This window comes from Erythrobacter colymbi, from assembly GCF_002155685.1.
GTDB classification, from domain to species: Bacteria; Pseudomonadota; Alphaproteobacteria; order Sphingomonadales; family Sphingomonadaceae; genus Erythrobacter; species Erythrobacter colymbi.
The window spans coordinates 663501-678983 of sequence record NZ_MUYK01000002.1; the positions used below are offsets into that span (position 1 = coordinate 663501).

The window sequence follows — 15483 nt, forward strand, 5'->3', positions numbered from 1 at the left end:
GCAAAGGGGCACTTGAACTCGGGTTAGTCACGAAGTTACACGGTCTTAAGCGGTGCGGTGATAGGCCGCGTCGCTCCACCTCCGACCGAGTGCCCACCCGATGTCCGACAGCCTGCCCGCAAGGGCGCTCGCCCCGCTCGCCTACCATCAGGACGTGATCGCCTATCTCAAGCGCGCCGAGCGGCACGCGTGGGAGTGGTCGGCCTCGGATCTGGTCGCGCCGGAGGTGGCCGAAGTGCGCGAGGCGATGCTGCGCGACACCTACCGTCTCGAACCGCAGGGCCACCCCGCGGTGTTCGAGGCCTGCCACACCGCGATGGAACGCCTCGGGATCGCGGCGCCGGTGACGCTCTATCAGGCGAACGACGGCACGATGAACGCCTCGCTCGTCCATGTGCCGGGCGAGATCCACCTGGTGTTCTTCGGCCCGATCCTCGAGAAGCTCTCGCCCGACGAGCTGCTCGCGCTGATGGGGCACGAGCTGTCGCACTACCTGCTGTGGTCGATGGACGAGCGCGCCTATTACCGCGCCTCGCGCGTGTTCGACCACGCCCTGTCCTATCCCGACGCGCGCCCCTCGCACAGCGAGACCGCGCGGCTCTTCAGCCTGAACACCGAGCTCTTCGCCGATCGCGGCGCGGCGATCGCGGCGGGCTCTCCGGGGCCGGCGGTGGCGGTGCTGGTCAAGGTGATGACGGGTCTCACCAATGTCGATCCCGAGGCCTATCTGCGCCAGGCGCAGGAGGTGGAGGCTTCCAGCGGCAAATCGCGCGGGATGTCGCATCCCGAGGCATACCTGCGGGCCCGCGCGCTCCAGCTGTGGTGGGCCGATGATCCCGATCTGCCCGCATGGCTTGAAAAGCAGCTGCAAGGCCCGCTCTCGATCGAGGCGCTCGACCTGCTCGGCCAGAGCCGTCTTACGGATATGACCCGCGGCTTCCTCGCGCGGTTCATGGCCGAACTGGCGGTTGCCAGCGAGGAGATCGACACCCAGCTGCGTGCGGTCTTTCCCGATTTCGGGTGCAGCGCCGAGGCCCCGCTCGACCTCGCCGAGATCGGCGTCGAGCGGATCGACGATGCCACCCGCGACTATTTCATCGCGCTGATGTTCGACCTTGCCATGGCCGATCCCGACGCGACCGAGGCGAGCATGCTCGCCGCCGCCAAGATCGCCGCGGCGATGGGCGCGAGCGAGCGGCTGAATGCGGCGCTGCGGCGCGATCTCAAATGGACCAAGGCCCGCGCCGACCGGCTGGTGGCACAGGCGGCGAAGGCAGCATGAGCAGCGAAATGCACGACGAGACCGGCCTCCCCTCCGCGCCCGCCGCACCTGCACCTGCCCGCCTGCTGCGCGCGGTGCTGGCCGACGGCAACCGCCTGACGCCCGACGATCTCGTCCACGCCATGCTCGGCCTGATGCGCGAGGTGGCGGGCCTCCACGCCCAGGGCCGCGTCGCGCAGATCGGGCTCGACAGCGTGATCGAGAACGAGGACGGGCAGCTTGCCCTCGCCAATCCCGCCGGCGTGCCCCCGCGCGGCAATCTCAAGGCGATCCACGCGGTGCAGCCGCAGGTCTCGAGCGCGCTCAAGCTGGTGGGCAATTACCGCGTCACGCAGGACGAGGAGCTCGGCACCAAGGTCGACGATCTGATGGTGCTCGACGGCGATGCGCCCGAGCCCAAACATCCCGCCTTCATCACCGGCCTGCGCAGCTGGGAGACCGTGCTCGGCCACCATGACGAGATCACCGACGTGTTCCAGCTCGGCATGGTCATGGCCGCGCTGGCCTGCGGGATCGATGTCGAGGACGCCAAGGATCTCCAGCGCTTCTCGATGAACCGCGACAACCTGTTCGCCATCGCCCCGCGCCTGCATCCGGTGCTCGCCTCGCTGATCCTCGAGGCGACGCAGCTCAACCGTCACGAGCGCGCCAAGGATGTCGCCGAACTCGCCCAGCGGCTCGATACCTGGCGCGACCAGCCGACCAGCATCGATGTCGAGCGGGTGCTGGCCGAGGCGACCGGCGTGCCCGGACGGCGCACCGCGGTGCTCAGCCACCTGCGCGACCGCCTGTTCGACCTCTCGCGCCGCAACCGCCTGATCCACTTCCGCCCGACGCAGAGCTCGATCAATTTCACCGATGCCAGCATCCCGATCGTGATGCGCATCGAAAGCGTGCGCGCCGATGCGCTGTGCACGTGGAAGGGCGCCTTCACCAAGGACGTGCTGGGGGGCAAGTCGGTCCCGCTCAACCGCTGGCTCCGGTTCGAGGACCAGCCGCAGATCCCCTCGCAGATCGACCGGATCATCCAGGAAAACCGCCGCAACAGGAACGAATACGGCTTCTCCAGCTTGCGCCTGACGGTCGCCTTCCTCCACTGGCACAACCTGAGGGAAGCCCCCGAGGAGCGCATCAGTTCGCCCCTTCTGTGGCTGCCGGTCGAGGTGACCAAGCGCAAGGGCGTGCGCGACCAGTATGTGATGAGCTGCCCGGAGACCGTCGCCGAGTTCAACCCGGCGCTACGCCACATGCTGCGCCAGCTCTATGCGATCGAGCTGCCCGAGACGGTCGATCTTGCCCAGACCCCGATCGAGGCGGTGCACGAGGTGATCCGCCGCCAGATCCACCAGAGCGAGCCCGGCGTGCGGCTGGAGTTGCAGGAGCGTCCGGCGATCCGCCTGATCCTCCAGCGCGCGGTCGCCCGCGTGAACAAGTTCAACCGCCGCCGCCCCGGCGCGCGCGAGACGATCAGCGCCAAGGCCGAATTCAGCTATGCGCGCGACGATTACCGCCCGCTCGGCCTCGCCCTGTTCGAGAAATTCGTGAAGCCCGATCCGCTGCCGCAGCGCATCGCCACCGGCGGGGGCTACACCCCCAAGCGCGAGCTGATGGTCGCCGAGACCGAGAGCCAGGCCTATGGCAAGGCCGGCGGCGAGGGACACAAGTACAGTTGGGAGATCGACTGCACCTGCGTCACCCTCGCCAACTTCAACTACAAGAAGATGTCGCTGGTGCGCGATTACAACGCGCTGATCGACACGCCCGAGGTGCAGCCCGCCTTCGATCAGGTCTTCTCGATCGAGCCGCGGCCTTTCGTCGAGGAAGCGCCGCCGCCGATCCCGCCCGCCGAGCAGTGGGGCGTGGTGGCGAGCGATGCGACGCAGGACCAGGCGGTCGCCTTTGCGCGCACGGGTCGCAGCTACATCATCCAGGGCCCGCCGGGCACGGGCAAATCGCAGACCATCACCAACCTGATCGCCGACTATGCCGGGCAAGGCAAACGCGTGCTGTTCGTGTGCGAGAAGCGCGCGGCGCTCGACGTGGTGTATCACCGTCTGGGGCAGGCGGGGCTCGATGGCCTTGCGACGATCATCCACGACGCGCAGGACGACAAGAAGGCGTTCATCGCCGATCTGGCCGACCATTACGAGCGCTGGGGCCGCACGCCCGATGGCCTCGCCGATGCCCAGGCCGCCCGCGCGCAGACCGTGGCGGCGCTGAGCGAGCATCTGAAGCAGATCGCCGCGTTCGAGGCCGCCGTGGGCGCGGCCGATGCGGCGAGCGGTGCGCTGCCCCTGCGCGATCTGGTGCGCCGGGCTGCCGCGCTCCCGCCTCCACCGCAGGGCATGGGCGCCGCCGCGCGCGAAGCCCTGCCCTCGCTCGCGCAATGGGACAGCCAGCGCGACATGGCCGCCCGCGCCTTCCGCGCCTTCCGCGAGCTTGCGGGAGCGCCCAACCTCGCCTCGCACCCCTTCGCCCGCCTGCGTGCAGACGTGCTGCTGCGCGAGCGGCCCTATTCCGAGGTCGAGGCTGCGCTCGGCGCGATCGAGGCGCTGCTCCAGCGGCTCGACCCGCTGCTGGCGGACGAGGCAACGCCGCTATCGGGCGACACGCTGCTCGGCGAAGCGAGCGAGGCGGCGCTGCTGGCCGGAATGCTGGTCGAGACCGGCCTTGCCCGCTCGCCCGGGCTGCTCGATCCGGTTTCGCCCGAGACCCTCGCCTTGCAGACCGATCTTGCCGCCATCGCCACGCTCGAAGCCGCGCAGGCTGCGGCGGAGAAGGATGCGAAGGGCTGGCACGATCCGCTCAGCCCCGCCGACACCGCCGCCGCGCTGGAACTGGCGCGCGCCAAGGAAGGTTCGTTCCTCGCGGTGTTCAGCGGCGCTTGGCGGACGCTGAAGGCGACGGTGCAGGCGCGTTACGACTTCGCGGGCCATGCGGTCCGGCCCAAGATCACCGCCGTGCTCGAACAGCTGGCCGCGCTGCATCAGGCGCGCGGCAACCTCGAGACCGCCCGCACCGCGCTCGCCCAGCGGCTCGGCACGCCCGATCTGCCCGCCATGCTCGCGCTGCGCGCGCAGCTTGTCGCCAGCACCCCGGCCCGCCCGAGCGCGCGGATGCTGGAGCTGGCGCGCACGGCCGAAGGCCAGACGCTCCTCGCCCGGATCGCGCAAGGCGCAGCGGCGATGGACGCGCTTGCCGACCAGTGCGCAGCCTTGCTCGACCAGCCCGAATTCTTCACCCTCGACGAGATCGGCGAGACCCTGCGCGATCTGCGCGAAAGCCTCGAGGATCTGCCTGACCTTCTCCCCCACCTCACGCCGGTCCACGCGGCGCCTCGTGCCGTGGCGGCCACCCTCACCCGCCTGCCGATGTCGCTTTCGGCGATCGAGGCGCTGATCGTCGACGAGGAGATCGCGGGCCGCGAGCGCGCGCATCCGGATATCCGCCGCTTCGATATCGACCGGATGATCGGCCTCTCCCGCCGTGCCGCCGCCGCGCGCGAGTTGCTGCGCGACCAGAACGCCGCCGCGATCCGGGCGACGCTCCACCGCCAGTTCCGCGACAATGTGCGCATCTCGGAAACCTCGGTCACCCAGCTCGACACGGCAGGCCGCGAATTGAAGCGCATCTACGCCAATGGCCGCCGCGAGCTTGAGCACGAGTTCGGCAAGACCATGCGCTACAAGTCGATCCGCGAGCTGGCGAGCGCCGACAGCGGGCGGGTGGTCAACGACTTGAAGCCCGTGTGGCTGATGAGCCCGCTCTCGGTCTCGGACACCCTGCCGCTCCAGCCCGACCTGTTCGACGTGGTGATCTTCGACGAGGCGAGCCAGGTGCCGACCGAAGACGCCGTCCCTGCCCTGTGCCGCGCGCGGCAGGTGGTGATCGTGGGCGACGAGATGCAGCTGCCGCCCACCAGCTTCTTCAGCACTTCGCAGACCGACGAGGAGATGGAAGTCCTCGCCGAAGAGGATGGCGAGCGGATCGCGATCGTGCTCGATGCCGACAGCCTGCTTTCGCAAGCCGCGCGCAACCTGCCTGCGACACTGCTCGCCTGGCACTATCGCAGCCGGTTCGAAGCGCTGATCAGCTTCTCCAACGCCGCCTTCTACGCGGGCGAGCTGGTGACGATCCCCGACCGTTTGCTGCTGCGTCCGGCAGCGACGGACCGACCGCTGGTATCGGACGATGACGCGGCATGGATCGCCGGGGCCGACAGCCTGCTCGCCGCGCCGATCACCACACACCGCATGGCCGACGGCGTCTACGAACGCCGCGCGAACCTGCCCGAGGCGCGCTACATCGCGGGCGTGGTGCGCGAGCTGCTGCGCCGCCAGACCGGCCTCAGCATCGGCATCGTCGCCTTCTCCGAAGCCCAGCAATCCGAGATCGAGGACGCGCTCGAACGGCTCGCCGCCGAGGACGAGGCGTTCTCCGTGGCACTCACCCGCGAGATCGAGCGCGAGGAGGACGGGCAGTTCACCGGGCTGTTCGTCAAGAATCTCGAAAACGTGCAGGGCGACGAGCGCGACATCATCCTGATGAGCGTGTGCTACGCCCCCGGCCCCGACGGGCGGATGGTGATGAATTTCGGCCCGATCAACCAGCGCGGGGGCGAAAAGCGCCTCAACGTGATCTTCAGCCGCGCCAAGCGGCATATGGGGATCGTCAGCTCGATCCCGCCCGAGGCGATCACCAACGTCCACAACGACGGCGCCCGCGCGCTGCGCAGCTTCCTCGCCTATGCCGAGGCGCAGTCCGCGGGCGCGCAGGACAAGGCGCAGGCGGTGCTGGCGACGCTCAACCCCGATGCCGCACGCACTTTCGATGTACAGCTGCCCCCCGATCCGGTGCGCAGCGCCATCGCCGAGGCATTGCGGGCGCGCGGGCACGAGGTGCACGAGCATGTCGGCGGGGCGAGCTTCCGCTGCGACCTCGCGATCGTCGATCCGGCAGGCGGCGGCTATCGCCTCGCGGTGCTGCTCGACCGGGCCGGGACCGGCGCGAGTGCGATCGAGGAGCGTTTCGTGTTCCGCCCGGTGATCCTGCGCGCCTTCGGGTGGCGGGTGCTCGACGTGCCGGTCAGCAGCTGGCTGCGCAACCGTGCGGGCGTGGTGGAACGGATCGAGCAGGAGCTGGCGCGCTCGAGCTGGGATCTGGCCGACCCCGATCCGCTGGCGGGCACGGGGATCGTCGCGGCAACCTCGGCACCGGGCGTGGTGCAACCCTTCGCCGACGAGCAGCCGGTGGCGGAGGACGCCCCTGCCCCCGCCGAGCCGGAAGCCGCGTCCACCGAAGGCATGACCGAATTCCGCCTCGTCGCGGGCAGCTCCAACAAGTTCTGGCGCGTGGGCGTGTTCGGCACCGATCTGGTGGTCGAATTCGGCCGTGTCGGCACCAAGGGCCAGCGCGTGGTCAAGAGCTACGAGGATGCTGAGCGCGCGCGGCGCGAGGCGACCAAGCTGACGCTCGAGAAGACCCGCAAGGGCTACGAGGAAGTCAGCTGACGGGTCGCCTCAAGCGGCGCGGTTAAGGTATTCCATCAAGGGCGCGCGCACCGTCTGGTGCTCGACACCCTTCGACAGGCGCAGCACGGCGGCGTCGATATCGGGGCCGTCGAGGTCGATCAGCGTCGCAATGGCGGCGTTGGCGATGATCTTGGAGCGCATTCCCTCGTCGCCGGTCCAGCAATAGGTCGCCGCGCTTAGTGCGGTGAGCTCCAGCGCGGTGATCGCCCGCGCGCGGTCGGGCATCAGCGCGACCAGCCACAGGGCACCGCGCAGGAACTCCTCGTTCTCCACGCTGAGGCGCATCCACGAGGACATGGTCTCGTAGGTGCTGTGGCCATTCTCGTGCTTGTACGAGGGATTGCTCAGCCCCAGAACGCCCGTCGTGGCGCTACGGTTCTTGTACATGTGATCGTCGAGTCGCACGAGCCGCGGCTGGAAATCGGCGCACAGACCGTGATCGCCACCGCTTGCGACGCAGATCGCCACCGCGCGGCCGAGCGCGCGGATATCGTGGGCGTGGGCCTGCGGCCAATCGGGGTGCTTCTTCTCCAGCCGGTCGATAGCGGCGGCAAAGCGCTCGCCATTGACCGTGTCGGTAAAGCCCTGCCGTCCGAGCACAGGACTGTGGAACAGCGCCAGCCAGTCGTGCAGCCGCGCCTCGACCTCGCCGATGCCGATAGGCTTGCACAGCGCCAGCGCCTCTTTCTGCCACGACTTCACCGCGCGCGGGGCGCGGCGCTGGGTGATGAGATGTTCGACCAGCGCGGTCCACGCCGGGTTCTCGAGATCAGCCAGCACGTCGAGCCCCGGAATCTGGTCGCTCTTCCAGCGGTAGCGCGAATGCGCCTCGGCCAGAGGAAGCATCTGCGGCAGGCGGCGATAGGCCGCAGGGTCGGCCCAGCCGTTGCGCTTGCCGTTGTCGGCCTTGAGGGAATCGACCGGCTGCCCGCCCGCCTTCCAGCGTTGCAGGCTCGGCTCCACGCTGCCGCAGGCGGGCCATTCGGCGGCGAAGGCGGCTTCGGAGCTGGCCCAGGCCGCCCGGGTGCCGCCCTTGGTCTCGCGCCGGATCTGGTCGAGCGCGGTGGTCACCTCGGCCAGCAGATCGGCCCAGAACTGCGCATTGGGGCGCTCGCGCGGCTCGATCGCGTGCGGGTTCTCCGCCCCCTCGCATCGCTGCATCAGCAGCTCGGTGCCGCTGACCTCGACCCCCGCGAGCTTTTCCAGCCGCTCGGCGCGCTGGATCATCTTCTTGGTGTTCGCCTTGCGATAGGAGCCAGTGGCGCGGATATCCGCCGCCATCGCGCCGATCGCCTCGCAATCGCCGCTGGTGAGGTAGCCGCCCTGCCTGATCGCCTCGCCGATCAGCTTCAGCAGCTTGCCGAGCTGGTGCTCGGAATAGGACTCCTTGCGATAGGTCGGGCAGTCGAGCAGGTGGCGCAGCAGCGCGGGCAGGTGTTCCTTGTCCACCGCGATCTCGTGGCCCCACACGGTGCTGTAGCCGTTATAGGCCGAGGTCGTTTCGAGCGAGCTTTCGCGAACCCAGCCGTAGACACCGTTGCGCCCCACCAGATCGACCAGCAACTCGGCGCGTTCCTCGGGCGAGAGCGCAGCCATGTGCTTGGTCGCGCGGTAGGATTCGTAGCCGTGGCGCGAGGCCAGCTCGGTCTCGACCGCACGCATATGCCGCGCAAAGGGGGAGTTATCCGAGGAAGCACCGGGCTGGCCGCGTCCGAACAGCCGCTCGCGCAGCGGCGGGGCGGCGGGTGCGGACGGGGCCGAGGGTGCGGGCGTTTGCCCCGCAGTCTTGCGTCCAAAACCGGCGTTCTGCCGGAACCTGCCAAACCCCGATCCCATGAAACTCATTGGCCGCTACCCCCACACGCGATGGCTTTAGAACCAAAGACCTAGTGCGAAGGGATTGAAAAGCCATGAAGGCGGTCAGTCAGGCCGTGATCCGGTGGGCCGCGAGACGCTCGTAGTAAGGAAGCGCCTCGTCCGCGATGCGCTGGAGGTGGTCGGGCAGCGACGGCAATCCGGCAGCCGCAGGCGGCGAAAAGCCGGTGCTCTGCTCAACCGAGGCGTACCACGCCGGGGCCCACACGCCGTCGCTGCCCCTGCGTCCCTTGGGCCAGCTCAGCATGGCGCTGTCGAAGGGGATCCGCAGTGCGGCGCACAGCTTGCCCAGCACGGCTGCGGGATCGCGCAGCAGCGCGTCACTATCGACCACCGGCGGGGCTTCGCCGGCGTTATCGGCAAACCGGTCGAACAATTCCACCTGACGCACGAGGCCGATGTCGGACAGGGCCACCTCCACGCGCTTGGCGACATAGGAGGCGAGCACGCGGGCCGGCGCGCGGATCAGGAAAGCGTGGCGGAAACCCCCCATCCAGTCGAGACCGAAGCCCGGCAGCATGTGATGGGTCATGTGCTTCTGATACCAGACCGGCGCATCCCCGACCCCGCCTCCGCTCCCCGGTGGCGGACCGGCCAGGTGCGCGGCGACATCGCGCCAATCGGTCGGCTGCGACCGGAGCACCTCGTCCCGCATCGGGTGATCGAGCCCGGTCTCGGCCAGATAGGCGGCATAGAACGGCTCGTCGCTGACCACGCAATCCGCGCGGTTCTCGAAGGCGCGCATCATCGCGGTCGAGAGGTTGCGCGGGCCTGACCACATGGCGATCCGGATCGTCATCGTGCTGCGTGCTCCTTCGCATAGGCATCCTTGAGCGCTTCATAGGCCTGCGTAAGAGCGATCGTCACGGGCCCGGGTGTCGACGGCAGAGCGCGGCCATCGATGGCGCCGGCGGGCGTGATCCCGCCCATCGTGCCGGTCACGAAGACCTCGTCCGCGGCGAGCAGGTGCTCGGGTGCCCAATCGCCCTGCTGCAACGGGGCGACGCCCTCGCGGCACAGGGCGATGACGTTGCCCCGCGTGATCCCGTTGAAGCAGAAGTCGTCGCGCGAGGTGAAGACCGTCCCGCCCTTCACCCAGAAGAGGTTGGTCGCATTGCAGCTGGCCACGAAGCCGCGATGGTCCAGCATGATCGCCTCGTCGGCTCCCGTGTCGATCACATCGAGCAGCGCGCGGATGTAGTTGACGCGGCTGTGGGTGTTGAGATGCATGTCGAAGATCTCGGGCGGCGATGTCCGGATCGTCGACATCGCCAGCGCGAGCGGACGCGCCTCGGCGGAGCGCCGCTTGAACTCGGCCGTGACCGCGATCGTGGGCGGACCCAGAGCGAAGCGGGGATCCTGGTTGATCGTCGACTTGCGCCCCCGCGTCACCATCAGCCGCAGATGCGCGCCGTCCTCCATGCTATTGGCGCGCAGCAGATCGTGGAGGCTGGCACTCAAGGCCTCGCGGGTCATCCCGATATCGATGCGCAGCGCCGCCGCCCCGCGATAGAGCCGGTCCAGATGCGCCTCGAGAAACAGCAGCGCGCCCTTGTGCAGGCGCAGCCCTTCCCAGACCCCGTCCCCCAGCCCGAAGCCGGCATCGAACAGCGAGACTTGCGCTTGCTCCGCCGGGACGAGCGCACCGTCGAGCAGCACCATTAAGGCGCTGTTCCGGGAATCCGGGGTGAAGTCCTGACTGCCCGCCATGCCTGCCCTCTCTCGCGCGTTCCTTGGCCGGGCCTATCGGACAATCGCGCGGCGAACAACCCGGCGCGCCTTGGCCCGCTTGACAGTAAACTTATGCAAGCTATCGGTTGCATAAATTTACTCACTGGAGGCACGTCATGGCTCGCTTGGTCAACCGCATCACCTCGACGATCGAACCAAACGACCACCCCTATCTCAACGGTGCCTGGACCCCGAACTACGACGAGTATGATGCGGACGACATGGAGGTGATCGGGACGATCCCGGAGGATCTCGACGGCATCTACGTGCGCAACACCGAGAACCCGGTGCACCGGCCCATCGGCCGCTATCACCCCTTCGATGGCGACGGGATGCTCCACATGATGCAGTTCTCGAACGGGAAGGCGGAATACAAGAACCGCTTCATCCGCACCAAGGGCTTCGAGGCCGAAGCCGAAGCCGGCCGGGCGCTATGGGCGGGCTTCACCGAGCAGCCGGTCAAGTCCAAGCGCCCCGGCATCGGGATCGGCTCGCATATGCGCGACAGTTCCTCGACCGACGTTCTGGTGCGCGGGGGCAAGATCCTCTCGACCTTCTGGCAGTGCGGTGACGGCTACCTGCTCGATCCCGCCAGCCTCGACACGCTGGGCATCGAACCCTGGACGCCGCCCGAAGGCCTTTCGGCCCACCCCAAGCTGGATCACAAGACCGGCGAGCTGATGTTCTTCAACTACGGCGACAAGGCCCCGCACATGCATTACGGCGTGGTCGGGCCGGACAATGTCCTGAAGCACTACATTCCGATTGACCTGCCGGGCACGCGCCTGCCGCATGACATGGCGATTTCCGACAACTATTCGATCCTCAACGATTTTCCGCTCTTCCCCATTCCCGCAGCGCTCGAAAACGGCTTCTTCATTCCGCAATTCGACCGGAGCATGAAGACGCGCTTCGCGGTGCTGCCGCGCTATGGATCGCCCGAGGACATCATGTGGTTCGAGGCCGAGCCGACCTATGTGCTGCACTGGACCAATTGCTGGGAAGACGGGGACGAGGTGGTGCTCGAGGGCTATCACCAGAAGAACCCCTTCCCCCCGCCGATCGAGAACATGCCCGACAGCTACAAGCTCATCGGCGCGGGGCTCGATCTGCATTCGCTGCGCCCGCATCTCCATCGCTACCGCTTCAATCTCAAGACCGGCGAGACGCTGGAGGAGCGCGTGTGCGATGAAGAGCACGTCGAGTTCGGCAATATCAACCCGCGCTACTATGGCCGCGAGCACCGCTATGTTTACAGCGCCCATGGAGAGAAGGGCTGGTTCCTGTTCAACGGCCTGGTCAAGCACGACCTGAAGCAGCGCAACGCGCAAAAGGTGATGTTCGGCGAGGGCCGCTTCGGATCGGAAGCACCCTTCGTGCCCCGCAAGGGCGCCACGGCCGAGGATGACGGCTATCTGGTGAGCTTCGTGACCGACATGGTGCTCGACCGCTCCGAATGCGTGGTCTTCGATGCCGCGCACCTCGAACGAGAGCCGGTGTGCCGCATCATCCTGCCGCATCGCATCTGCAGCGGAACGCACGCCACCTGGGCGGATGCCTCGGAGCTCTAGGGCGGCCGCCGTCATACCCGGTAACCCCGCGATTGCATCGCGATGAGGAAATCCGCCGTAACCGGGCTTGCGGGGATCACGCTTCCGCGACAGGCACGCAGGATTGCAGCTTCGTGACAGGGACAAGAACATGACGACTTCCGGCCGGGTGGCCAAAGGCCTGACGATAACCGTGGTTGCTGCGGGGATCGGTCTCGGATTTGCCTGGCTCGCCGGGCAGGGCGGCAAGTCGGCCTTCGGCTACCCCGTCTCCGTTATCTGTGCCGCCCTTGCTTTTGCGGTGAACTGGATCGCCTTCGTCCCGGCGGCCATCGCGCGGACGGAGAAATATTACGACCTGATGGGGTCGTTCACCTTCCTCTCGATCATCACGCTCGCCTGCATCCTGTCCGCCCCGCTCGACGTGCGGGCTATGGTTGCCGCTGCGATGGTGACCGTGTGGACGTCGCGCCTCGGGCTGTTCCTGTTCCGCCGGATCGGAGCGGCCGGCGGGATCGACGGGCGGTTCGACGCGATCAAGACCAATCCGCCGCGTTTCCTCGTCACATGGACCTTGCAGGCCGTGTGGGCGATCGTCACCGCTTCGGCCGCGATCGTCATCATCTCCGCGCGCGACCGCGTGCCGCTCGACCTGTTCTTCTGGGCGGGTGCGGCCATCTGGGCAGGCGCCTTCGCGATCGAGGTGATCGCCGACCGGCAGAAGGCTGTCTTCCGCGCCGACCCTGCCAATCGCGGCCGCTTCATTACCACCGGCCTGTGGTCATGGTCGCAACACCCCAACTATTTCGGGGAGATCATGATGTGGACCGGCATGGCGATCATGGCCCTGCCGCTGTTGTCGGGTTCGTCCTTTGTCGTGTTCCTGTCCCCGCTGCTGATCTTCCTCCTGCTGACGCGGGTCAGCGGGATCAATCTGCTCGACGCCGCGGGCGAGGCGAAGTGGGGCGATGATCCGGCCTACCGCGCCTACCGCGCGCGGACATCTGTGCTGATCCCCCGCCCCCCGAAGCCCATCCCGTCGGCCTGATCGTGCCGCCATGCCCCAGCCGTTCACCCGCACCGCACCGCAACCGGGCCTGATCCGCAGCTGCTCGATCTGGCGTGCGCTGGAGGAACTGGGCGACTTCCCCACGCTCCTGATCCTCGAGGCGATCTGGCTGGGCGACAACCGCTTCGAGGCGATCTGCACGCGCACATCGCTGACACGTCCGCTGATATCGGGGCGGCTCAAATCGCTCGAGTCCCAGGGCTACATCCGCCGGTCGGTCTATTGCGAGCGTCCCGTGCGGCACGAATTCGTGCTCGAACAGAAGGGCATCGACCTGTTCCCGGTGACGATGATGCTGCTGTTCTGGGAACGCAAATGGTCATCGCGCCGCCATGCCCTCGCAATCGGCATCACGCACAGCGCCTGCGGCCATGAAACGACGCCCGTGCCGCGCTGCCGGAGTTGCGGCGGGGCTGTGCGGGCCGAGGACATCGACTGGCAGGAAGGCCCGGGCCTCGGCTGGATCGTTCCGCATCACACCCGCCGCCGCCAGCAGCGCGACCGCACGGTTATCGCCGAGAGCGCGATGCTGTTCGTGGAAGCGGCCGAGATCCTCGGCGACCGCTGGTCGGGCCTTGCGCTGCGTTCGGTCTTCACCGGGCTCCACAGGTTCGACGAGATCCAGGCCGACAGTGCGATGGCATCGAACATCCTCTCCGACCGGCTCGGCTGGCTGGTCGAGCGCGGGATGCTGAAAGCGCGGCGCTACCAGACCCGGCCCGACCGCTACGGCTATTACCCCACTGCCAAGTCGCTCGATTATCTGCCGATCCTGCTGATGCTCCAACTCTGGGGGGATCGACATTTCGGGTCGGCCAATGGGCCGCCCGTGCTTCTGAAGCACCGCCCCTGCGGCGGCGCGCTCGAACTGGTGGCGGGCTGCGGTGCGTGCGAGGGTGAATTGACGGTCGGCACCGTGCAGCTTGTGCGGGGGCATGCGCCAGTGGAAGCGGCGCCCGGCTGACACAATCCGGAACCGTTCGCTCACCCGGCGTCGGAGGGAGACGCCTCCTCCCCGGCCGGGGCATCGGCAATGGTGAAGCTCGTGTATGTGCTGGTCGAGGATGCCGTGCTGTCGGTGAGATCCGTCACCGAGGCGCTGATGTCGATCAGATAGGTGCCGGGCAGGCTGACGGCTTCGGGCAGGCTGAGGACGAAGACATCCCCCTTGCGCTCCTCGCCGCCTTCCATCGCGTCATGCAGCACCAGACGGCGCTGGTCCGGCGTGATGACGGCAACGGATACCAGATCGGCCTCGGCCTTGAAGATCAGCGTGATCTCGCCAAGCGGGGCTTCGATCTTGGCCTGGTCGGGCGGGAAGGTGGCCACCAGTTCGGGCGCGGGCAGTTCGGCCAAGGCGGGAGCGGCGACCAGCGCGGTTACAAATGCGGCTGCCAGCAGGCGGATGATGTGCATGGCGGGTGTCCTTTGCAGGCGGGAAAAGGCGGGAGCGCGCGTTCTGCTGCGCTCCCGCAAGTGTCGCACGGGGCACGGGTCGCAATGGGCCCCATGGACCTGTTCCGGTCGCCGCCTGTCAGATGCGGCGACCGGTCAAGTTCCTGACGCGGCTGTCAGCAGCCGGCGGCCTTTTTCTTCTTCTTGCCGAGCCCGCCGAGCATTCCGCCCAGCGCCGCCCCGGCCTCGCCGCCGACCGCACCGCCGATCGCCGCGCCCGTCGCCGAGCCGTTGCCCGTGGGGCACTGCGCGGTCTGGGTGGTGGCCGCAGCCTGATCGCCGGAGGCCGCGGTAGACGCTTGACCGCTAGCCTGCGGTGCGCTCGCTGCGGAGAACAGGGCCACGATCCCGGGGGTGTTCTCATAGTCGGCGCCCTGCGGCGAGGTGCCGCCATTGGACAGGACATAGAGGTTGTTCACATCGGCCACTGCGGTGTTCTCGGCCTCCGAGCGCGACAGCTTGTGGAGCCGCGAGGTGCAGTAGACGCCCCATTCGTCGACCTCGTCTGCCGCGCAGGCGGTACCCTTCTTCAGGCGCGAGGCAGGGGCCTTGTCCTGATAGGGGCTGACGCAGGAGGTGATGTCGTTCTGGTCAGTCCAGTAGCCGACCGGACAGCGATCCATCCGGTTCGCCTTCTTGATCGAACCATAGGTGGGCGGGGTGTAGACCGCGCCGTCGGGCTTGTCGGTGCAATAGCCGAAGTCCGACCGATAGCCCGATGCGCACGGTCCATTCTTGACATAGACTGCCGGGGCATCGCTGCCGGGATAGCAGATATTGGGGTTGGGTGTGGCGCGCGCAGCCGGACTGCCCTGGCTGTAGCCGGACGGACAGGCGCTGCCGACGCGGGTGATCGGCCCGACCGTTCCCTGCGCTAGCGCGGGGCTGGCAAAGGGAATGGCCGTGAGCGCCATCGCCGCACCGGCGGCAAGGGTGGTGAACATCTTCATGGTGCGAAACTCCAGAAAGGTCGCGAATAATCGGGTCGGG

Annotated in this window: 10 protein-coding genes; 5 read left to right on the top strand and 5 right to left on the bottom strand. The window is 67.8% G+C overall.

The window, feature by feature from the left end; translation table 11 throughout:
* Positions 1-100 precede the first annotated feature (100 nt).
* Both BZF57_RS06500 and BZF57_RS06505 read left to right on the top strand, forming a co-directional pair.
* Complete coding sequence (locus BZF57_RS06500; protein ID WP_086735842.1) at positions 101-1282, top strand: M48 family metalloprotease; 1182 nt, start codon at positions 101-103, stop codon at positions 1280-1282.
* Positions 1279-6792, top strand: coding sequence for an AAA domain-containing protein (locus tag BZF57_RS06505; RefSeq protein ID WP_240505874.1), 5514 nt, complete (start codon positions 1279-1281; stop codon positions 6790-6792). Before BZF57_RS06500 ends, BZF57_RS06505 begins: the two co-directional genes overlap by 4 nt.
* 9 nt (positions 6793-6801) lie before the next feature.
* Here the strand turns inward: BZF57_RS06505 and BZF57_RS06510 are convergent, their stop codons facing one another.
* The 3 genes from BZF57_RS06510 to BZF57_RS06520 all read right to left on the bottom strand — a co-directional run bounded on the left by BZF57_RS06510 (position 6802) and on the right by BZF57_RS06520 (position 10398).
* Entirely contained in the window at positions 6802-8649 is a 1848-nt protein-coding gene (locus BZF57_RS06510) for a hypothetical protein (RefSeq protein ID WP_143738384.1), read from the bottom strand.
* Positions 8650-8737: 88 nt separating this feature from the next.
* The gene (locus BZF57_RS06515) at positions 8738-9487 is read right to left on the bottom strand and encodes a sulfotransferase-like domain-containing protein (RefSeq protein WP_206073204.1); all 750 of its coding nucleotides are present in this window, start codon (positions 9485-9487) and stop codon (positions 8738-8740) included.
* The gene (locus BZF57_RS06520) at positions 9484-10398 is read right to left on the bottom strand and encodes an aminotransferase class IV (protein WP_086735846.1); all 915 of its coding nucleotides are present in this window, start codon (positions 10396-10398) and stop codon (positions 9484-9486) included. Before BZF57_RS06520 ends, BZF57_RS06515 begins: the two co-directional genes overlap by 4 nt.
* A gap of 137 nt (positions 10399-10535) precedes the next feature.
* Between BZF57_RS06520 and BZF57_RS06525 the strand changes: the two genes are divergently transcribed.
* From BZF57_RS06525 to BZF57_RS06535, 3 genes are all read left to right on the top strand, one after another.
* On the top strand, positions 10536-11990 hold the full coding sequence (locus tag BZF57_RS06525) for a carotenoid oxygenase family protein (RefSeq protein ID WP_086735848.1): 1455 nt from the start codon (positions 10536-10538) through the stop codon (positions 11988-11990).
* A 130-nt stretch (positions 11991-12120) separates the two neighbouring features.
* Positions 12121-13017 (top strand): DUF1295 domain-containing protein, encoded by an 897-nt coding sequence (locus BZF57_RS06530; RefSeq protein ID WP_086735850.1) that lies wholly within the window; start codon positions 12121-12123, stop codon positions 13015-13017.
* Between the two features lie 10 nt (positions 13018-13027).
* Positions 13028-14002, top strand: coding sequence for a winged helix-turn-helix transcriptional regulator (locus tag BZF57_RS06535; protein ID WP_086735852.1), 975 nt, complete (start codon positions 13028-13030; stop codon positions 14000-14002).
* A gap of 20 nt (positions 14003-14022) precedes the next feature.
* Here BZF57_RS06535 and BZF57_RS06540 read toward each other — a convergent pair whose 3' ends face one another.
* Together BZF57_RS06540 and BZF57_RS06545 are read right to left on the bottom strand one after the other, a co-directional pair.
* Positions 14023-14454, bottom strand: coding sequence for a copper resistance protein CopC (locus tag BZF57_RS06540; protein WP_086735854.1), 432 nt, complete (start codon positions 14452-14454; stop codon positions 14023-14025).
* 155 nt (positions 14455-14609) lie between these two features.
* Complete coding sequence (locus tag BZF57_RS06545; RefSeq protein ID WP_086735856.1) at positions 14610-15443, bottom strand: hypothetical protein; 834 nt, start codon at positions 15441-15443, stop codon at positions 14610-14612.
* Positions 15444-15483 lie beyond the last annotated feature (40 nt).